This window comes from Actinoplanes sp. NPDC026619, from assembly GCF_040638295.1.
Lineage (GTDB): Bacteria > Actinomycetota > Actinomycetes > Mycobacteriales > Micromonosporaceae > Actinoplanes.
In genome coordinates this window covers 58,306-77,816 of the sequence record NZ_JBEZYA010000009.1, presented here as the reverse complement: position 1 = coordinate 77,816, position 19,511 = coordinate 58,306, and the positions used below count along the sequence as shown (strand labels likewise).

Annotated in this window: 13 protein-coding genes and 1 tRNA gene; 11 read left to right on the top strand and 3 right to left on the bottom strand. The window is 69.7% G+C overall.

The genetic code is table 11. The features are described 5' to 3' along the window. Positions 1-3: 3 nt before the first annotated feature. The 11 genes from AB0E90_RS20885 (at position 4) to AB0E90_RS20835 (ending at position 12,774) form a co-directional block, all read left to right on the top strand. Complete coding sequence (locus AB0E90_RS20885; protein ID WP_360407774.1) at positions 4-2,190, top strand: cell division protein FtsK; 2,187 nt, start codon at positions 4-6, stop codon at positions 2,188-2,190. A gap of 136 nt (positions 2,191-2,326) precedes the next feature. Then, positions 2,327-2,647: a hypothetical protein gene (locus tag AB0E90_RS20880; protein ID WP_360407771.1), complete on the top strand. Its 321-nt coding sequence runs from the start codon at positions 2,327-2,329 to the stop codon at positions 2,645-2,647. Between the two features lie 27 nt (positions 2,648-2,674). Next, positions 2,675-2,950, top strand: a complete 276-nt coding sequence (locus AB0E90_RS20875) for a hypothetical protein (protein ID WP_360407768.1) — start codon at positions 2,675-2,677, stop codon at positions 2,948-2,950. 133 nt (positions 2,951-3,083) lie between these two features. Next, entirely contained in the window at positions 3,084-3,464 is a 381-nt protein-coding gene (locus AB0E90_RS20870) for a hypothetical protein (RefSeq protein WP_360407765.1), read from the top strand. Further along, positions 3,461-3,778, top strand: a complete 318-nt coding sequence (locus tag AB0E90_RS20865) for a hypothetical protein (RefSeq protein WP_360407762.1) — start codon at positions 3,461-3,463, stop codon at positions 3,776-3,778. The genes AB0E90_RS20870 and AB0E90_RS20865 overlap by 4 nt, the downstream gene beginning before the upstream one ends. Further along, positions 3,772-5,565, top strand: a complete 1,794-nt coding sequence (locus tag AB0E90_RS20860; protein ID WP_360407759.1) for a DNA cytosine methyltransferase — start codon at positions 3,772-3,774, stop codon at positions 5,563-5,565. The genes AB0E90_RS20865 and AB0E90_RS20860 overlap by 7 nt, the downstream gene beginning before the upstream one ends. A 457-nt stretch (positions 5,566-6,022) precedes the next feature. Further along, on the top strand, positions 6,023-6,979 hold the full coding sequence (locus tag AB0E90_RS20855) for a bifunctional DNA primase/polymerase (protein WP_360407756.1): 957 nt from the start codon (positions 6,023-6,025) through the stop codon (positions 6,977-6,979). Next, on the top strand, positions 6,976-8,559 hold the full coding sequence (locus tag AB0E90_RS20850) for a hypothetical protein (RefSeq protein ID WP_360407753.1): 1,584 nt from the start codon (positions 6,976-6,978) through the stop codon (positions 8,557-8,559). Before AB0E90_RS20855 ends, AB0E90_RS20850 begins: the two co-directional genes overlap by 4 nt. A gap of 478 nt (positions 8,560-9,037) precedes the next feature. Next, positions 9,038-9,385: a helix-turn-helix domain-containing protein gene (locus AB0E90_RS20845; protein WP_360407750.1), complete on the top strand. Its 348-nt coding sequence runs from the start codon at positions 9,038-9,040 to the stop codon at positions 9,383-9,385. 33 nt (positions 9,386-9,418) lie between these two features. After that, the gene (locus AB0E90_RS20840; protein ID WP_360407747.1) at positions 9,419-10,891 is read left to right on the top strand and encodes a hypothetical protein; all 1,473 of its coding nucleotides are present in this window, start codon (positions 9,419-9,421) and stop codon (positions 10,889-10,891) included. 1,118 nt (positions 10,892-12,009) lie between these two features. Next, on the top strand, positions 12,010-12,774 hold the full coding sequence (locus AB0E90_RS20835) for a DNA-processing protein DprA (protein WP_360407744.1): 765 nt from the start codon (positions 12,010-12,012) through the stop codon (positions 12,772-12,774). Positions 12,775-13,115: 341 nt separating this feature from the next. Here AB0E90_RS20835 and AB0E90_RS20830 read toward each other — a convergent pair. The 3 genes from AB0E90_RS20830 to AB0E90_RS20820 form a co-directional block, all read right to left on the bottom strand. Next, positions 13,116-13,191 (bottom strand) — tRNA-His (locus AB0E90_RS20830). Between the two features lie 100 nt (positions 13,192-13,291). After that, positions 13,292-13,882 carry an oligoribonuclease gene (orn, locus tag AB0E90_RS20825; protein ID WP_360407741.1) on the bottom strand — a complete coding sequence of 197 codons (591 nt, stop codon included), beginning with the start codon at positions 13,880-13,882 and terminating at the stop codon, positions 13,292-13,294. 277 nt (positions 13,883-14,159) lie between these two features. Further along, complete coding sequence (locus tag AB0E90_RS20820; protein ID WP_360407738.1) at positions 14,160-19,454, bottom strand: hypothetical protein; 5,295 nt, start codon at positions 19,452-19,454, stop codon at positions 14,160-14,162. Positions 19,455-19,511 lie beyond the last annotated feature (57 nt).

Here is a 19,511-nt window from a genome sequence, read left to right as displayed (position 1 = left end):
GTCATGAGTCTCAACCCGGTGATCAAGCCGGACGACGCCACCGCCCGGCACGCTGCCGATGAGGACATCGATCCGGGTGCGGCCCGGATCGTGGACCTGGCCCGGCGACGGGCCGACCGGCGTGCTGCCGCTGACGGTCTCGCCGTGGCCGACGACACCGACGGTGAGACCGTCGCCGCCGACGGGGTGATCGAAGGCGTGGTGGTGGACCCGCCGGACCCGCCCGGCGATCCGCTGTCGTTCCTGGACCAGCGACGCCTGCCGGTCGTGCCGGTGTGGCTGGCCGACGCCGAGACCCGGCGCGACACGATGCGCCGGGCGGTGGCCGCCGCCGGCTATCACGCCGGGGTGCATCTGGTTCGGGTGCCGGTGTACGCGCTGCTGGTGGCCTGGTACGCGCCGAAGGGATTCGGGCGGCTGACCGGGCGGGTGCTCGGGTGGACCAGTGCCGAGGTCGGCAACTGGGGGCTGCGGCAGGATGCCGCGCTGCACAACGACGCCAAGACCTGGCTGGATCTGGATCGGCACCGGCAGCGGCAGGCGTCCTGGCGCTGGTGGGTCACCGGGGCCGGGCTGGTGGCCGCCGTCGTCGCCGTGCTGGTGTTGCTGTCGGGGCTGACGCCGTGGTGGATACGGTCGCTGGCGATCGCCACCGGGCTGATCGGGCTGGCCCGCTACGGCCGGCCGATGGACAAGCCGATCCTGGCCCGCACGGTGCTGCGGGCCAAGTACCGCAAGCTGACCGCGGAACTGACCCGCAAAGGCATCATGGCCACCGGCCTGGTCAAGCAGCCAGAAGACATCGTGTTCCCCGCCGGCGTCGGCGAGATCCGCCGGGAAGGCCCCGGCTACCTGGCCATCGCGGACCTGCCCGACGGGGTGATCGCGGTCGACGTGGTCGACAAGCGGGAACAGCTCGCCGGTGGGCTACGGCTGCCGCTGGATCAGGTCTGGCCCGAGACCATGCCGCGCGAGCACCCCGGCCGGCTGGCGCTGTGGGTGGCCGACAAGCCGGTCTCGGCGATGCGGCAACCCCCGTGGCCGCACCTGTCCGGCGGGAGCACGGACTACTTCAAGCAGTTCGTGTACGGGTTCGACCCCCGGATGCGCAAGGTCATGTACCGCATGGACGAGCGCAACAGCCTGTTCGCCGGGTTCCCGGGGTCGGGCAAGAGCCTGTCCGGCCGGGTGGTCTGCGCCGCCATGGCGCAAGACCCGATCGTGCAGTTCGCCATCTTCGACCTGGCCGGACGCGGCGACTACGACATGTTCGAGCCGCTGTGCGCGCCCGGCCTGTTCGGTTCCGGCGCCGACGAGGGCACCAAGCAGGCCGCCTACCGGATGCTGATGTGGCTGGTCAAGCAGTGCGACGACCGCGGCCCGATCATCAAGAAACTCGCTCAGCAAGGCCTCAACACCGAGAACAAGCTGAACCGGGCGATCGCAATGCGCGATCCGCGGGTCCGTCCGCTCGTGGCGCTGATCGACGAGATCCAGGAACTGATCAACGATCCTGAGCTGGGCAAAGCCGCGAAAGCGGCCCTGACCAGTGTGATCAAGCGCGGCCGGGCGCTGGGCATTCACGTGATCGTGGAGACCCAGCGCATCGACAAGGAGTCACTACCCAAGGGCGTGACCTCCAACATCGCCCTGCGGACCTGCCTGGCCGTGCCGTCGCACGTGGAGGTCGACCTCGCGCTGGGCACCGGATCGTTCCGGCAGGGCGCGCGCCCGACCCAGTTCGAGATCGGCGTGGACGCCGGCTGGGGTGTCCGCGTGGGCATGGGTCCGATGATCACCGTCCGGGCCGCGTACCTGGACCGGCGGGCTGTCGAGAAGATCTGCGCCAAAGCCCTCGCGGTGCGTGGCGGCATCCGCGAGGAAGTCGACCTTCCCCCGGCCCGTGACATCCTCGCCGACCTGCTCGAAGTATGGGTGGCCGGTGAACTTGGCCAACACTGGAAGACCCTCGCGCCCCGGCTGGCCGAGCGATTCCCCGACGCGTACGCGTCGCTCACCCAGGAAGCCCTGTCCGCGCTGGTCCGCGCACTGGGCATCGAGTCACGCAACGTGAAAGTCAAAGGCGTCACGCAGCGTGGCATCTACCACAAGCAGGTGATCGAAACGCTCGCCGAACGCGACGCCGACGGCAGCGACGACGACGCCGAGGAAACCCCGGACGAGGGGTAGCGGCACCGGTAGCGGGGCGGCAAAAGGTAGCGGCACCGCTACCGCCTCGCTACCGCACCCACCTGCCACAACATCCACACGTAGCGGTAGCGGCCGGGGTCGCTCACCGCCCGTCACCCTGCCCGGAGCGCCCCTGATGACCCACACCGTGGCCGCTACCAGCATCAACATGCCCGACAACAGCATTTTCCGACTTGCCCTAATAGCACTGATCGGCGTCGCGTTGTACGCAGCGTGGTGCTGGATCAAGCCCTTCACGCACTGTCCACGATGCGCCGGCAAGGGCATCAGCCCGAAGCGCCTCCGGGACCGGTGGCGCTACCGCGGCCGGCCACCCGCACCCCGCGCCGCCCGCGGCGCCCCGCAGTGCCCGCGCTGCCGGGGCACCGGGCTACGGCTCCGCCTCGGCCGCCGCATCGCCAACTTCCTCATCCGCCGCTACCGGCGTGCCCGCTGACCCCACGCCCCGGAAGGACTCATTCCCGTGAGCCTGTTTACTCGCCTTGCCGACCGCATCCACGCCCACGGCGACGACGCCGCCCGCGCCGCAGGGCTGACCGTCCAGCGACTGCCGGGCGGACGCCGCCGCATCGGCCACCCCGACATGCCCGCTCTGCTGGAAGCCCGGCGCGTCCGCGTCATCACCGAAGGGCTCGACGAAGCCGACCGGGCGATGTCCTTCGATCCCGGCACCCGCGCCGCTCTCGACGCCACCCGCGCCCGGCTGGCCGCTGCACGGCCGCTGTCGCGCGCGGCTTAAGGAACGACATCGGTCGCGAGTGCTGGACCGGGGCGACCACAACGCTCGGTCGCCCCGGTCTGCTTCGAGGCCGACCCACCCCGCCCGGACCTTGCCTGAGTCGGGCCCCTGCCCTCGATCGGAGATCCGCAGCATGACCACCACCATCAGCAGCGCCCAGGATGCGCGCCGGGAGGCCCTTGTTAACGGGCTGCACAGCCTGGCCGACTTCCTCGCCGCCAACCCGGACGCACCCACCCACGGCAGCGGCGAAGTCCACTACAGCGTGTTCGCCGACAGTGACCAGGCCGGCCTCGCCCGGTTGGCCGAGATCGCCGCCGCGATCGGCGTCGAGATCACCGACAACGGCTGCGGGCGGCCCGGCGCGGACACCACCCACTTCTACGCCCGCCGGCGCTTCGGCCCGGTCACCTACGAGGCCAGCTACATCACCGAGGCCCACATGGCCGACTACCAGGCACACATGTCCTACCGCGACTCCGTCCGCGCCGACCGGGCGGAGGTGTCCGCATGACCATCACCCACGCTCCGGCGGTGATCCCCGCCGCCGAACATCTGACCGGGTTCGTCGCCGTCGCGATCACCTTCCCCGCCGACCCTGCCGCGCACCGCATCGAGCGGGCATACCTGACGCCCGACGGCATCGCCCGCGGGCTCCCGACCCGCTTCGACGGCAAAGACCCGTTCACCGTCGAGATCCGCCCGGCATGCCGCCCGGACACCGACCCGGGCGGCCGTCACTACGAGCTGTCCGTGCCGTTCGCGCTCGCCCGCCACGCGGTGCCGTGCGACCGTCCGGAGTGCTTCGGCGGTGACCTCGGATGCTGACCGTGGCGGACTACTTCTGCGGCGCCGGCGGCTCATCGTCGGGCATGGAACAGATCCCCGGGGTGACGGTGCGCATCGCCGCGAACCACTGGGACCTGGCGATCGAGACCCACAACCGGAACTTCCAGCACGCCGACCACGACACGGCCAACATCGCCCAGATCGACCCGCGCAGGCACCCGAGAGTGGACGTGGCGTGGTTCAGCCCTGAGTGCACCAACTGGAGCATCGCCCGGGGCAAGAAGGTCGATTACGACGGCAAGCCGATGCAGCTCGAGCTCGGCGAGGAATACGCCGAGCCGCTGCCCGACGAGGCCGCGCACCGCTCCCGGATGCTCATGCAGGACGTGCCCCGGTTCACCGAGGTCCACCGATACCGGGCGGTGCTGGTGGAGAACGTCACCGACGTCCTGATGTGGGAGCACCTCGACGAGTGGCTGCTGCGCATGGACAAGCTCGGCTACGACCACCACATCCAGGTCCTCAACTCGGCGTTCGCGACCGCCCTCGGACCGGGCGCCCCGCAACTACGTGACCGCGTCTACTTCGTGTTCTGGCGCAAGGCGTACCAGCGGCCGGACTTCGCGAAGTGGTGCCGTCCCCGCGCGTGGTGCATGACCTGCGGTGACGTGCGCGGGGTGATGATGACCAAGCCGGGCCGGCGGCGGGCGATGCGTTACGGGCAGCAATATCACTTCGTCTGCCCGACCGCCGGGTGCCGGGGCGCGAAGGTCCACCCCTACGCCCTGCCTGCGGCGGCGGCGATCGATTGGTCGCTCCCGGCGCAGCGGATCGGCGACCGGGCCAAGCCGTTGCAGCCCAAGACCGTTGCCCGCATCGAGGCCGGGCTGCGCCGCTACACCCAGCCGATCACCCTGGAAGCGGCCGGGCACACGTTCGAACGCCGCCCCGGCGTCCGGACGTGGCCGGTCGGCCGGCCGTTGACGGCGTTGCACACCACCGCTTCGAAGGCGGTGGCGTGCCCGCCGATGCTGGTGCCGTCGGGCGGCACCTGGAACGACGACGCGCACCCGGTCGACACGCCGATGCGTGCCCGGACGACCCGGGAGACCGAAGGCGTGTTCTGCCCGCCGTTCCTCGCGCCGCTGCGGTCCGGCCGTGCCCGCACGTCACGGGCGACCGATCCGCTGGCGACGATCGTCGCGGACGGCGGTAACCATGCGCTGATCGAGCCGATGCTGGTACCGGTCGAAGGCCGCGACGGCAAGCAGGCACGGCCGGTGTCGCAGCCGCTGCGGGCACAGACGGCACGGCACGAGAACGCGCTGGTCATTCCGCTGCGCAACAACGGCGTGGCCAAGACGGCCACCGAGAACCCGCTGCTGACCTTCGCCGCTTCCGGCACCCATCAGGCGCTGCTGATGCGCAACAACAGCGGCGGCGCGGAAATGTCGACGCCGGCGGGCGAACCGCTGCGCACGCTGACCACCGCGGGGCATCAATCGCTGCTGCGCTGGGATCACGTGTTGTTCCCGTACGACGGCCGGTCGCTGCGCCCGCTGGATGTGCCGATGCCCGCGCAGACCACGGTGCAGGGTGACGGGCTGATCAGGGTTGTGCCGTCGGTCGACGACTGCACGTTCCGGATGCTGGCGGTCGACGAGATCCGGGCCGGCATGGCGTTCGCCGACGGCTACATCCTGCTCGGCACCAAGCGGGAGCAGGTACGGATGCTCGGCAACGCCGTCACCCCGCCCGCCGCCCGCGACCTGCTCGCCTCGGTCGTGGAAGCGATCACCGGCGACCAGTTCGACCTCGCAGCATGACCGGCGGCCCGGCCGCGCTGGTCTGCGCGGCCGGGTGCGGTATCCCGCTGCATCCGGCCGCCGCCGCGGGCGGGCACACCACGCACCCCGGATGCGACCCCGCCGCCCGGCCTACCGCCGGGCGGCGGGTGTTCCGGTGGGCGTGCCTGGCCTGCGATGCCAACGGCCCGGCCGACACGCTCCCGCACGCCGACCACCTCAGGTGGGTGCACGACGTGTTCGCCTGCCCCGCCGCGCCGGTGATCCTGACCCGCGACCTCAACCCACTGACCTCCCTCGGTCAACTCATGAAAGGGCTGACCGCCGGCCGCAACGGCGGCGCACCGCTGCGCGAGGCCCTGGCCAAGCTCGTCCACCGCGACGAACGCACGCTGCGGGCGAACCGCCGCCGTGACTTGACCGCCCGCTACCGCGCCCAGGCGCCGCCCTGGCCGCCTGCCGCTCGAGGAGGCTCCCCATGCTCGACCCCGGCCCGCTGCGGGCCGCCGCCCTCAGCCACGCCGCCCGCGGCTGGCACGTCTTCCCGCTCCGTCCCGACCACCGGCCACACGACCCCGAACAGGCCAAGCGGCCCGCCTTCCCCGACCACGCCGAGGACCGATGCCCCGGCACGGACCCGCGCTGCCGCGACGGGCACACCGGGTGGGAACCTCGCGCCACCTGCGACCCGGCCCGCATCCGCCGGGCGTGGCAGCGCACGCCGTACAACATCGGCACCGCCTGCGGCCCCTCCGGCCTTGTGGTGATCGACCTCGACATGCGCAAGCCCGGCGCCACCCCACCGCCCGGCGGCGAGGGCCACCGACACGGCCTGGCCGTGTTCACCGACCTGTGCAGCCAGCACGGGCAGCCGGTGCCCGACGACACGTACACCGTGGCAACCGGCAGCGGCGGCCGGCACCTGTACTTCACCCACCCGGCCGGACCGCCGCTGCGCAACACCCAAGGAACCCGGGGCGGCCTCGGGTGGCTGATCGACACCCGGGCGCACGGCGGCTACGTCGTCGCCCCGGGATCGACCGCAGGAGGCCGGCCGTACCGGGTGCTGCTCGAACGGCCGCCCGCCGTCCTCCCCGACTGGATCGCTGCCCTGCTCCGCCCGGCCGAGCCGACCGGGCCGCGCAAGGTACTGGGCGATTTCTCCGCATTTCGGCGGGGAGCGTACGTGCAGGGCGCGGTCCGCCGGACCCTCGACCACCTCGCCTCCGCACCCACCGGGGAGCGCAACAACGTGCTCCTCGGCGCCGCAGTGTCGCTCGGTCAGCTCGCCGCGGGAGGCGCGCTCTCGCGGGAGGAGGTGATCGAGGCACTGACCCCGACCGCGCTGGCGATCGGGCTCAGCGAAAGGGAGACCGCACGCACCATCCGCTCCGGGCTGCGCTACGGAGCCTGCAAACCAAGGAGGGTCGCATGAGTGACGCCGAGACTCCCGCGGCCCGGCCGCGGGTGAAAGTCGGCACTGGGCCGGAGACGATCCGCACCCTCAAGCGCAAACTGACCGGCGGACTACTACCCGACACGTATGTGTCCGCTGGAGCGCTCGTGCACATGGAGACCGTCTCGGGTGGTCTGGCAGGCGCCGCAGACGAGGACTCGCCGCTGCCGGTCGCCGCGAGCCCGCTGAACCCGGCCGGTCTCGCCGGGCTGCTGGCCGAACACGCCAACGTCTACCGCACCAAGTACCGCAAGAATGCAGCCGGGGAGATGGAGCCGTACGACGAGGAATGCACCCCGCCCCGCGACGTGCTCTCGGCGGTGCTCGCCGGCAAGACCTGGCCCGGCGTCCCGGCGCTGCGGGCGATCATCGGCGCCCCGGTGCTGCGCCGTGACGGCACGCTGTTGCAGACACCCGGCTATGACCCGGCCACGGGCCTCTACCTGGCCTCGAAAGTCGACCTGCCGCCCGTGCCCGACGCACCGACACCCGCACAGGTGGCCAAAGCACGGGCGTTCCTTCTCGGCCGGTTCCTGCGTGACTTCCCCTGGTCCTCGGCCGCCGACCGAGCCAACTACATCGCCCTGCTGGCCACGCCGATCCTGCGGCACTTCACCCGCAGCCTCACCCCGTTCGGGCTGATCGACGCGACCATGCCGGCCTCAGGCAAAAGCATCCTGACCGGCGGGCCGGGCATGCTCTACGGGCAGAAAATCCTCACCTGGCCCGAAGAGGACGGCGAACTCCGCAAGTCGATCACGGCCGTGTTCGCCGAACAGGTCGGCGTGGTCATCTGGGACAACCTGGCCGAAGGCACCGTCATCGACTCCGCCGTCCTCGCCCAGTTGATCACTCAGCGGGAATGGTCCGACCGTCAGCTGCAGACCTCCCGCAACGTCGCCTCCGTCAATGACCGGCTCTGGATGGCCACCGGCAACAACCTCCAGGTCGGCGGGGACATGGCGTCGCGCACCGTGCGAGTGCACCTCGATCCGAACATGCCGCACCCCGAGTCGCGTGATCAGTCCGAGTTCGGCATCCCGCACCTCGACCAGTGGATCACGATCCCCGGCAACCAACTGACCGTGCTGTGGCACCTACTCGTCATGGTTCTCGACTGGACGGGCGCCGGCGCACCCCGCTCCGGTGGGCTGTCGATGCGGCAGTTCACCCCGTGGGCGCAAGCCCTCGGCGGGTTCCTCACCCACCACGGCATCGACGGGTTCCTGACCAACATCGCCGACGTGCGCGACGTCGACGAGGACGCCACCCGCTGGCGGGGCTTCCTGTCGGCCTGGCACGAACGGCACGGCGACTCTCCGGTCACCGCCGCCGAGCTACGCCGCAGCGCCGAACCCCTGCAACTCGGCGGCGACCTGCACGACCCGTGGGACGGCCTGTTCATCACCAGCAGGAACGGCAAACTGCCCAACGCGATCGTTCTTGGTCGCATGCTCAAAGGCCAAAACGGCAGGTGGCGCGGCGAATACGTGATCCGTGCCGAACGCTCCGAACGCGGTGACCGGTCCGTGTTCCGCGTCGAGCACCACGACGGCTAACCCAAAACCGCTGAAACATCTCCGCATCTCCGCAAGCCACCAAAGAAAGGTTCCTCTAGCAGGCAAAACAGGCTGCGGAGATGAGCAACCACCGATCTCCGCACATCTCCGCATCTCCGCAACCCGGACCCACCCAAGATCATGCGGAGATGCGGAGATGTGCGGAGATCGGATTTCGGCATCTCCGCAGCACATAACCGCAGCTCAGACACCTTGCTGCGGAGATGCGGAGATGTTTCAGCCATCCCAGGCCGAATCGAAACCGCGCGGAACCCCGACCGCCTGAGAACCACACAGAGATATTGGTGCATCCACTCATACCAACCCCGCCCCGATCTTGGCCCTACGGCGCTCTCAGCGAGCCGCCCAGAGCTTTCTGCCGACCGGTGCCCCGAGAGGTGCCGTGAAGACCGTCGCGTGCAGAACGGGCGCACAGAGTCGTTCTGCACGGCCCCAGGCTCATTCCACAGGAGGCTGCATGACCCCGCCAGCTGGGAACAGCGCCGGATTTATTCCCGAAGTCTTCACCATCGATGAGGCTGCCGAGATCCTCCGGGTAAAGAAAAGCTGGCTTGAGAAAAAGGCCGCTGCCCGCCGCATCCCGTTCACGATGCTCGGCGGCACATACCGCTTCTCCCCGGAACACCTGCGCCGCATCGTTGCCGCGTTCGAGGAAGCGCCCACGGTCGCTGCCGCGCCAACTTCGCAGGCCGCCCCCGCAATTCGTCGCAAGCGGCGAACCACCGTAGATATCGCCGACCCACGCGTCGTTCCCCTGCGGGCTCGATCCCCGCGTTCCCCTCGCCAAAAGCGGATCGCCGCCTAACTGGCTCGCACATTCCACAGGAGGACACTGTTCATGGCCTACGCCGAACGACGCGGCAACTTATGGCGCGCCCGCTGGAGAGGTCCAGACGGCACATTGGAGTCGCAACCAGGTTTCCAGACCGAGAAAGCAGCGCTGAAATACGGCCGGGACCAGGAAGCGGCGATCCGTGCTCACCGGTACGTCGACCCGCGCGGCGCTCGAATGGCACTGGAGGATTGGGTCAACGCCTGGTTCCCGGCGCTCGACCTAGAACCCAGCACGCTGGACAGCTACCGCTACCTGTTCGAGGTCTTCATCCTGCCCAAATTCGGTGACCACACGCTTATGTCCCTGACAGCTGAAAACATCTCGCGCTGGGAAAAGGGTCTGGTGACCGCCGGCTACGCCACGAAAACCGCCTCCAACGCACGGGGGGCACTTTCGGCGTCACTCGCCGATGCGGTCCCTCGCTACATTCCGCTCAATCCTGCCGCTAAGCGGAAAGGAAAAGGCAGGAAAGGCGCAAGCCGCGTCGAGCGTGTCGAGAAGGACGCCAAGGTCTGGGCATCCCCCTTGCAAGCCCTACTGATCGCCGAGCGAGCGGCCGTCATCACTGGCATGGACGCCACGTTCATCGCCGATATCACCATCGCGTACACCGGATGCCGATGGAGCGAGCTACTCGCCCTTTCACCGGAACTAATTCACGCCGACGCCGTCGACCTGCATTGGAAACTGTACGAACTCAACGGCCGCTTCTACCGGGGACGCCCGAAGGACGGCTCGATGCGGACGGTGGCAACGCCCCCGTTTCTCAACGCCCTCCTGCAGAAGCACGTCGCATCGGGCGTGCCGCTGAATTGCGCTTGCGCCGCGCGGATCCACGACAACGACGGTGTGCCGTGGTGCACCGGAGGGTCGTACGCGTTTCTCACCCGACAAGGCAGCCACTACCGCCGGTCGAACTTCAGTGAGCGGATTTTCCGGCCGGCCGCCGACGGGTGGTATCCCCAGCGCTCCCCTAATCGTCAACGGATGCCGGTGCTGGTCGATCACGGACATCCATGGCCTGGCAAGCCGCTCCCGCCCTGGCCTCCGGCCGAGGCCGGGAAGGAGTTCACGGCTCCGCAGGGACGCGGCCGGCCTCGCGTCACCGACGGCGTGCGCCTGGCCTCATGGCTGCCGGTACTGCCCGGCCTGACCCCGCACGGACAACGCCACGGCTACGAGACCTGGTTGGACGAAGACGGAATCCCGTATGTCGCTCAGTCACAGCAGATGGGGCACGAGGTGCCGGGCATGCGGGGAATCTACAGCCACGTCACCGAACGGATGCTGAGCGAGATCCGCGAGGCGCTAGAGCGACGCTGGCTGGCCTCCCTGCGTGCCCGTGCAGCCCTCTCCCCCACCTCGGCGGTACCTGTGCTGAATGCGGCCCTGATGGCACTCCCGGGTTCACGCCCGGCGCTTCCCGCTAGGACCTCAGCTCACCATCACCCCCGAAGGGGTGACCCCAGCGCTTGACTCCTCAGCCCTCATCTATTTCGCATAAGACCCATACGGAGCTGCGGGGCGAAAACTTGTCGTACCCACGCTTTACAGTCCAGACACGGTCCTATTCGAGACCCTCAATAGATACAGAGGCAGTTGCGGCGGCATTGGTTTAGCCCGGGGAGGCGCGATGATCTTTACGTGGCCAGCATTCGACCGAGACAGTCGGGCAAACCGACTGAAGACGTTCGAATTCGAGGACGTAGCAGGTAAGGCACTGCCTGGCCCTCGATGGCTGGACCTGTGCGGACCTGACGAGGTCGCGTGGCAGATTGATCGCGCCTTCCCTGGCATCCGCGGGACCGTCGTACCGGATGAACGTCGGGACGACTGGACACATCGATTCCTCATCGGAGGGCCGACGCCGGCCGGACTGCCAGGTTTGCTGACGTATCTGCAACGCTGGCTAACCCTCACCAAGACCGAATTTCTCGACCTCGCCTTAGCTACGAACTGGTATAAAACGCCCGTTGAGGGCGTTGACTCGAAGGACTGGCCGAACACCGCCGCCGGGCAACTCGTATCTCAGGCAAAGTACTGGAAAACCAGACCGGACATTCAACGGGACGCGGCAGGCAAATTGATTCGAGGGCTAGCCGGACTCATTTCGAGTCACCCCCTGTACGTCACAGCCCACTCTGTGATTTCCGTCCCCGGCAGCGCCGGAGATGGGTCTAGCCTCGGAGAAGCCCTCGCCAGGGGCGTTGCCCAGCTCACGTCTAAACCGTTTGTCCAGACACAGGGCGCGCCCCGTGCGAGCAGCCAAGCCAAGGAGGTTGGCTCCGCGAACCTCATGGGAACACTTCGGGTTCCATCGACACTCCAAGGCACAGTAATTATCGTTGACGATGTATATCGGACTGGTGGCTCTATGCGAGCAACCGCTCACGCAGCGCGACAGGTTGGCGCTCGTGAAGTTCTAGGATTCGCCGCCGTACGCACAATGAGGAAATAGAATGACTGATTCGGGAGATAGGAATAGGGCACTAGCAGAGGCCATAGTGGCATTTATAGATCCACGCACTCCCTCACGCATATTCGCGCTCCTTCGCGACGAAGGCCGCGAAGGCTTAACTCGTCGCTTAAACACAATGAGCAGTGGCGCCCGAGAAGACGTGTATGCCAAAGCCGCATCCATGGCGGAAAAGGGCATATATCCAATATTCTGGGGCGACAAAGACTATCCGAACCAACTCGGAAGCATTGCAACCTCTAGCCCCATTCTGTTCTGCTGGGGCGACCGTGACATATTGAAGATGCCCGGCATCGGAATGTGCGGCTCCCGTAAAGCGTCAGAGCTGGGCCTTAAAGCCGCCGGCCTCTGCGGGGAAGAAGCCCAGGCATCGGGGTTGATGGTGGTGTCCGGATACGCCAAGGGTGTCGACACTGAGACCCATCTAGCCGCGCTGAGAAGCGGCGGGAAGACTATCATTGTCCTGCCCGAGGGGTTCGATCACTTCCGTATCAAGCGAGACTTCCCTCGCGAGCTATTCCGCACACAAAACGTCCTTGTGCTGTCGCAGTTTGCACCCCGCCAGCCGTGGAGCGCATCAGGCGCAATGACGAGAAACCGGCTCATCTACGGTCTCGGGCTGGCACTCGTTGTCATTGAAGCGGGAGAAAAAGGTGGAACCCTAGCAGCCGGCGAAGGAGCTATTCAACACGGCCGCCCAGTCTTGGTCCTCGACTTCGATAACTCAACCCCGGCCGGAAATCGGATCTTGCTGCAGAAGGGAGGGACGCCAATTCCTAATCGCGGCCGTCTGCACGAGGCCATCGCTGAGCTTAAACGATCCAGCGCCGACGACCGCGCCAACCCGATGCAGTTAGATCTACTCCCTTCTACGACCACGTAAGTCGATGCTTAATGATCCCCGCCGGCTAACGTTGAAGCCGCGGATGACGGACGCGTGCCCCATTACCCCGGTACCCGGGTGTGCGCTGGCTTGATGCATGCGCCCGGAGAGCCCTGACTTGGTCGCCTCACCAGGACCTCTTCAGGCTACGTACGCGCGGTTCGACGGTGGCCCGCGACTCCCACAGCAAGGCTCGCAAGACAGGTTCCCGTAACGAGGGGATCAGGGACCAACGGATCGCCTCATCGAGACCCTGGCTCCCAATCTGCTCCCAGAATCGGACACTCAAGCAGCAAAGCGCCTGACCGCTACTCGGTCAGGCGCTTTCACCTGGACAAACTTGGGGTGACCGACGGGACTTGAACCCGCGACCCCCGGGACCACAACCCGGTGCTCTACCAGCTGAGCTACGACCACCATGCGCACCAGAACCAAAACCCGTGGTGCCGGACAATCATAGCCGAACCCCGGCGGCTGCCGTCGAGCGGGTTCCGAGCACGGTCGGGTGACCCTTGATCTAAAGCTGCGCGGCGATCGCTTTCGCGGTCTCGACGTCCGGCCCCGGCAGCGGGACGAAGACGGTGCGGCGGTAATACTCCAGCTCGCGGATGCTCTCCCGGATGTCGGCGAGGGCGCGGTGGGCGAGGCCCTTCGGCGGCTGGCCGAAGTAAACCCTCGGGTACCACCGGCGGCAGAGCTCCTTGATCGAGGAGACGTCGATCATGCGGTAGTGCAGGAACGAGTCGAGCGCCGGCATGTCGCGGGCCAGGAAACCCCGGTCGGTCGCGATGGAGTTGCCGCACAGCGGGGCGGTGCGCGGGTTCGGCACGAACTCCCGCACATAGGCCAGCACCTGCTCCTCGGCCTCGGCCATGGTGATCGCCGAGACCCGCACCTCCTCGGTCAGGCCGGACTTGGCGTGCATGTCACGCACGACCGGGGGCATGGCGTCGAGCGCCGCGTCATCGGCGTGGATGACCAGGTCGACGCCCTCACCCAACACATTGAGGTCGGGATCGGTGACCAGCGCCGCGACCTCGATGAGCTTGTCCTTGCCCAGGTCGAGACCGGTCATCTCACAATCGATCCAAACCAGAAGATCAGCCACCCGGACAGCGTACGCCCGAGTAGAGCACAACGCTGTCACGTCTTGGCGGGCCAGTCCTCCGGGACGACCGGACACGCGGATGCGTTTAGTCCGCTTTCGGGGAGAGACTTCCCAGTTTGTCGGTTGACGGGCTAAACTGGTCTTAATGGACGAAGCCCCCCTTCGGTTACTCCGTTCCCCCGGTAAAGGGCCTTCCACGTCGGCAGCGTGGAGGGCCCTTTCGGTTGGGCCCGAAAAAGAAAAAGGCCGCCCGGGGCGGCCCTTCCTCGTCGGTCCCTCAGTCGTCGTTCGGCATTCCCGGTGGGGTACGGCGCCGGCGCACCGGCTCCGGGGCAGCCGGCTCGATCGTCGCCGGATTGGTGATGGTGCGGCGACGGCGACGCTGAGCGGATGCGGCCAGCAGCTCGGCGGCCTCGGCCCGGTAGCTGGAGATGCCGGTCGCCGAGGCAGCGGCCTTCGTCGGCGAGGCGGGCTTGGCCTGCTTCGCCGGCGCCACCGGCGCGGAAGCGGCCGGCGTGCTCCCCACCGGCCTCGCAACGGAGCTGCCAGCCGCCGACCTCGCGGCGGAGCTGCCAGCGATCGGCCTCGCGGCAGAGTTGCCTGCGGCCGCGGGCCTGGCCGCAGAGTTGCCCGCAGCCGACGGCTTGGCGGCAGGGTTGGCCAGCCTGGCGGAATTGGCTGCGGCCGGCCTCGTGGCGGAATTGCCCGCCGCCGGCCTCGCGGTCGAACTGCCTGCCGCCGGCCTCGCCGTCGTAGAGCCGGTGGCCGGCTTGACCGTCGTTGGCCGCGTCGTGGCCGAGGATGCCCCAGACGCTGCCGCGGGTTTGCCTGCTGCCGCGGACTTGCTCGCCGCCGCCGACTTCGTGACTGCCTTCGCCGCCTTGGCCGGAGCGGCCGGGGCCGTCGAGGACGACTTGGCCGTCTTGGCCACCTCGGCCGTGGCAGCGGCGCCCTTCGCCTTGGCCGTCTTGGCCGTCTTCGCAGCGCGGGCCCGGGTGGTCTTGGCCGGCTTCAGCTCGAAGTCACCGGGCTCGAAGCCGTCAGACTGGATGTTGCTGGGCTGAACGTTGCCGGGCTCCAAGTCATCGGGCTCGACGCCCCCGGCCTCGACGTCCCCGGCCTCGACGTCCCCGGCCTCGACGTCCGCGGCCGGCTCGGCCGCCTGGGCTCGGGCTTGGGCAGCTGCGCGGGCGGCCACCGTCTCGGCGGCCTTCCGCCAAGCGGCGGGTGCCGGACGCCCGGCCAAGCCGGGCAACCGGCTGGTGAAATTGGACCCAGGGGCTCCGTCGGCGTCCGGCTGACCGGCCGGGGAATCAACAGATTTGAGTACGCCACCAGGCGCCGGCATCGGCCGCTGGGTCAACGGGAAGTCGGCGGTCGGAATCCGCTCGACCTCGTCTCGTGCCCGGCCGGGCGACGGCCGGCGGCGCCGTTCGACCGGCCCCGTCTCGTCCCCCGCAGGCGGCGTCGAGCGCGGCTCGGATCCTGGGCCGTCCGGAGTCGGCATCGGCCGCTGAGCCAGACGGCCATCGGTCGTGGGCCTCGGGTTCATCGCGCTGAGGTCGGCCGTCGCAGTTGCGGCGGCGTTCTGCTCGTCGCGCACGGCCGCCGAGCCCACTGAGACGCGCGCGTCCGCGGCGGTGCCGGCGATCCGCTCTCCCCGCGCCATCGCGTGCATGACCGCCGGGACGTCCGCCCCGCCGGCCGCGATGCGCCCCGGCCGCTGCTCGCCTGCCGCAGCACTGTCGGATCCGGACGCCGCAGTCGCGGTGGCGTTCGCCGCCGCGGGCGTCACCGCCGGAGCCTGCTCCGGACTGGACGGCTGAGCCGGCGCCGCCGGCCGCAGCGGAACCGAACCAACCGTCCGTTCCCCCGCCTGCGCCGCCCCGGGCGCACCAGCGGCTTCCCGCACAGCTCCCCCGTCAGGCACCGCATGCCGAACCGGCCCACCGACCCGGCCGTCCCCACCCGCAGACCTGTCTGCGCCGGGGGTCGCGTCCCCGCCAGGCACTCCGTCGGCGTCAAGGGCTGTGTGGGCGTCACAGGCCACGTTGGTGTCACGCGCCGCAGTGGAGTCGCGCGCTACGTTGGCGTCGCGCGCTGCGATCGCGTCACGCGCCCCAGCGGAGTCACGCGCCGCGACGGCGTCACGCCCTGCGATCGCGTCACGGGCCACGTTCACGTCACGCGCCCCGGCGGCGTCACGCGCCGAGACGGCGTCACGCCCTGCGACCGCGTCTCGGGACGCGATGGTGGCGGATCGGGACGCGATGGCCGCGGATTGGTAGGCGGCGGCATCTGTAGGTGCCTTGGTCGGTTCGGCGGAGCGCGAACCGATTGGCGCGTTGCCGGACGGCCGCCCGGTCGTGCTGTTCGGAGAACGCTGGCCAGTCACCGCGTCCTTGGCTCGCGAGCCGGACTCAGCGTTCACCGGCCGAGGGCCGGCCGGTTCCTGAGCGATCGCGTTGGGGGCGGCACCGGAGGCGCCGATCACCGAAGTTAGCTTGGGAGCGGACACCGGAGTGCGGTCGTCGCGACCGGGCTCGGTGCCCGCCCCCGCGGCCTGCCGCGCCCCACTGGCGGTCAGGGGCGGCTCGGCGCCGGCGTTCGCGGTCGTCGCGCGAGCGGACGACACGGCGGTGCCGGCCGGTGTGGCTTCGGCGTGTGACCGGCCCGGGTTTGCGGTGGCACTGCGGCCGCCGGCCAAGGCCGGATCAGTCACGGAAGTGGGAGCGGATCCCGCCGCTCGCCCGCCATGCACGCTAGCTGCGGCCGACTCGGTCCGACCACCGGACAGACCGAGTTCTCCGTCACCAGCCCCCCGCTCGACAGCCGCGATGGACGGCCGCCCCAGCCCCGCCACCTGAGGAAACTTGGGTGTCGCGCCGGAATCGGCCGGGCGAGCGCCACCGCTGGTGGCGTGCGTCGCAGAGCCGTCTGCGGCATCTGCCCGGACGGCGGCATCGGTAACCGAGGCGCGCCCGGCGGCTTGCGACGTCCTGTCGCCGCCGGCACGCTGCGCGTTCTGCGGTACGGATTCTCCGCCGACCCGGACGCCGTTGACGGCTGCGGCATGCCGCGATTCGGACTCGGCATCCATCCGAACGCCGTGCCCACCGACGCGCACGCCGTCAGCAGCCACGCCAAGCCGCGACTCGGACTCGCCATCCACTCGAACGTCATGCCCACCAACCCGGACACCGTCAGCAGGCGCGCCAAGCCGCGACTCGGACTCGGCATCCACCCGGACGCCGTGCCCACCAACCCGGACGCCGTCAGCAGCCGCGCTATGCCGCGACTCTGACTCGCCATCCACCCGAACGCCGTGCCCACCAACCCGGACGCCGTCAGCGGCCGCGGCGTGCCGTGACTCGGTGGCGGAGCGGGGCTGGGTTGCGGCCGGGGCTGGGGTGGTTGGCGCGGATGGGGACGGGATCCGCGATCCCTGGGTTGCGGTGGGGGAGTTCTCGGCTGCGCGGGCTCCAGCGGGCTGCTGGCGGCCGACTCGGGAGGCGTCCGCGCGGGTCAGGCCGGTAGCCGCCCAGTCGGTGGCCCTCGGGCCGGTGACGACCGAGACTCGCTGGCCGGCCGTTCGTGGGTCGCGGGCGGACATGCTTTCCCGGCCGGTCGGCGACGGCGATGCCGCCGACATGGACTCGGCGCGCTCGTGGGCGCCGCGGGCGGCGCGGGCGTCGGCGGCGCCGGCCGCATAGGCCGCGGCAACGGCGGCATCACCGGACGGTGCCGGCGCTGGGCCACCGCTCGGCGCCGGCTTGCCGCCCCGCGGCTCGCCTCGGCGGGACGGGGTCATCGGCATGGCCTTCGCGCCGCCGGACGAATCGATTGCCGCGGAATCGCCATCTTCCGAGGCCATTGCACCCGCGGCCGTCGCACCCGCGGCCGTCGCACCCGCGGCCGTCGCACCCGCGGCCGTCGCACCCGCGGCCGTCGCACCGTTCTCCGGTGACCTCGCGGAGGTCTCGGCAGATGTCTCGGCTCCGGTCGCGGCGGCGGCCTTCTTGCGGGCCGCCTCGGCCATGCGTGCGGCCGCCGTCGCCTCGGTTTCGCGGGCTCGCTCGGCGGCGGTTTCGGCCACCCACGCGCCGACGGCCGAGGCCTGGAACAGCGGCAGGTCGCTGGGGCCCGCCTCGCGCTTGCGGGAGATCCGCTCCCCGCGCCGCCCGAACAGCGGGTCGGCGGAGGCCGGGGAGTCGCCGAGCGGCAGCGCGCCGCCGGACGTCGGCTTGATGAAGTTGAGCGGTTCGCCCGGGGCCGGCGCCGGCCCGCGGCCCGGAATGGCGGTGGCCGCCGCGTACGCGACCGGGTCGGGCGCACCCGATCCGGCGGCCGGCCCGGTCGGACCTCCGGGCCGGCCGCCCACGGAAACCGGAGCAGCGAAAGCCGAGACTCCGGCACCGGGGACTGTGGAGGCCGGCATTGCAGAAGCAGGAGCGGCTGAGACCGGGATCCCGGACGACGGAATCCCCGAGGCAGGGACAGCCGACATCGGAACTCCGGAGTCGGCGACCGCGAAGCCCGGAACCGACGACATCGAAACCGCGGAGGCCGAAACACCAGGACCCGAACCAGCGGACATCGGGAGCCCGGCGGACGGAACGCCGGACGATGGAACGCCAGATGCGGGAATCGCCGACACCGGAATGCCAGGGATTGAGGACGCAGTAGGAACCGGTGAGACCGGGACCGGGAGTGCGGTCGGGCCGGTCAGGGCGGGCTTTCCGGACGGTGGCCAGGTCAGCTGCGGGGAAGAAGCGGTCAGCGCCGCCTTTTCCGCGTCGGCGAGGGTTCGCGGGCGGTGGGCGCCGGCGCGGGCCGGGCCCACGCCGAGCGGCAGTGGGGCGCCGATCGCGGCCATCAGGTCCGGGACCTGGCTGGGCTCGACGACGTAGACGATCTCGCGGCGGCGGGCCGGCCAGCAGAGGGTGATCAGGCCGGCCATCGCCAGCAGGGTGCCGAGGGTTAGCAGGCCCCACGTGCTGGAGTTGATCCAGCTGGGGCGCAGTTCGGCCGAGGAGGTCAGCTGGAGTCCGGCTTTCGCGCCGGGGCTCATGATGACCAGGCTGTACGGGCCGCCGGTGACCTCGCCGGGCGACCACGCCAGGTGGCCGTCGGCGCTGCTGCGCAGCCAGAACGACACGCGCGTGGGCAGGCCGCGGGGTGCGTACCGGCCGCCGACCGGGGTGGTCGCGACCGGCAGCGCGCCGGTGCCGATGTCCACCGTGCGGACCAGCGAGTAGGGCACGCCTCGCAAATACTGCTCGACCGTGGCGCTCGGGGCCAGGCCGATGAAGGCGGGGCCGTCCTCGGTGCCGGCGTTGATGCGCAGCTGGGTGTCGCCGATGCGGGTGAAGGGCGCGTCGGTGCGGAGCAGCCGGTCCACGTCGGGGACGACATACGCGTACCCCGGTGTGGCCAGACGCTGCAGCTCGCCGCTGAACGCGCCGCCCTGGTCGCGGTGCTGCATCGCCGTCCACAGCGCCGCGCCGGCCAGCAGCGACGGCAGTCCGATCGTCAGCATCAGCATTCCGAGGATGGTGCGGAGCCACCGCATCAATTTCTCCCCCTTCTCAGGCCGTACTCGGCGACCATACAGATCCAAATAACCCCA

What these genes read in the sequence shown, in the direction of transcription:
- AB0E90_RS20850 (WP_360407753.1), top strand. Translation starts at nt 6,976, where the DNA reads ATGAGTGACGCCGAGACTCCCGCGGCCCGGCCGCGGGTGAAAGTCGGC.
- AB0E90_RS20880 (WP_360407771.1), top strand. Translation starts at nt 2,327, where the DNA reads ATGACCCACACCGTGGCCGCTACCAGCATCAACATGCCCGACAACAGC.
- AB0E90_RS20865 (WP_360407762.1), top strand. Translation starts at nt 3,461, where the DNA reads ATGACCATCACCCACGCTCCGGCGGTGATCCCCGCCGCCGAACATCTG.
- AB0E90_RS20845 (WP_360407750.1), top strand. Translation starts at nt 9,038, where the DNA reads ATGACCCCGCCAGCTGGGAACAGCGCCGGATTTATTCCCGAAGTCTTC.
- AB0E90_RS20820 (WP_360407738.1), bottom strand. Translation starts at nt 19,454, where the DNA reads ATGCGGTGGCTCCGCACCATCCTCGGAATGCTGATGCTGACGATCGGA.
- AB0E90_RS20835 (WP_360407744.1), top strand. Translation starts at nt 12,010, where the DNA reads ATGAGCAGTGGCGCCCGAGAAGACGTGTATGCCAAAGCCGCATCCATG.
- AB0E90_RS20855 (WP_360407756.1), top strand. Translation starts at nt 6,023, where the DNA reads ATGCTCGACCCCGGCCCGCTGCGGGCCGCCGCCCTCAGCCACGCCGCC.
- AB0E90_RS20840 (WP_360407747.1), top strand. Translation starts at nt 9,419, where the DNA reads ATGGCCTACGCCGAACGACGCGGCAACTTATGGCGCGCCCGCTGGAGA.
- AB0E90_RS20860 (WP_360407759.1), top strand. Translation starts at nt 3,772, where the DNA reads ATGCTGACCGTGGCGGACTACTTCTGCGGCGCCGGCGGCTCATCGTCG.
- AB0E90_RS20885 (WP_360407774.1), top strand. Translation starts at nt 4, where the DNA reads ATGAGTCTCAACCCGGTGATCAAGCCGGACGACGCCACCGCCCGGCAC.
- AB0E90_RS20870 (WP_360407765.1), top strand. Translation starts at nt 3,084, where the DNA reads ATGACCACCACCATCAGCAGCGCCCAGGATGCGCGCCGGGAGGCCCTT.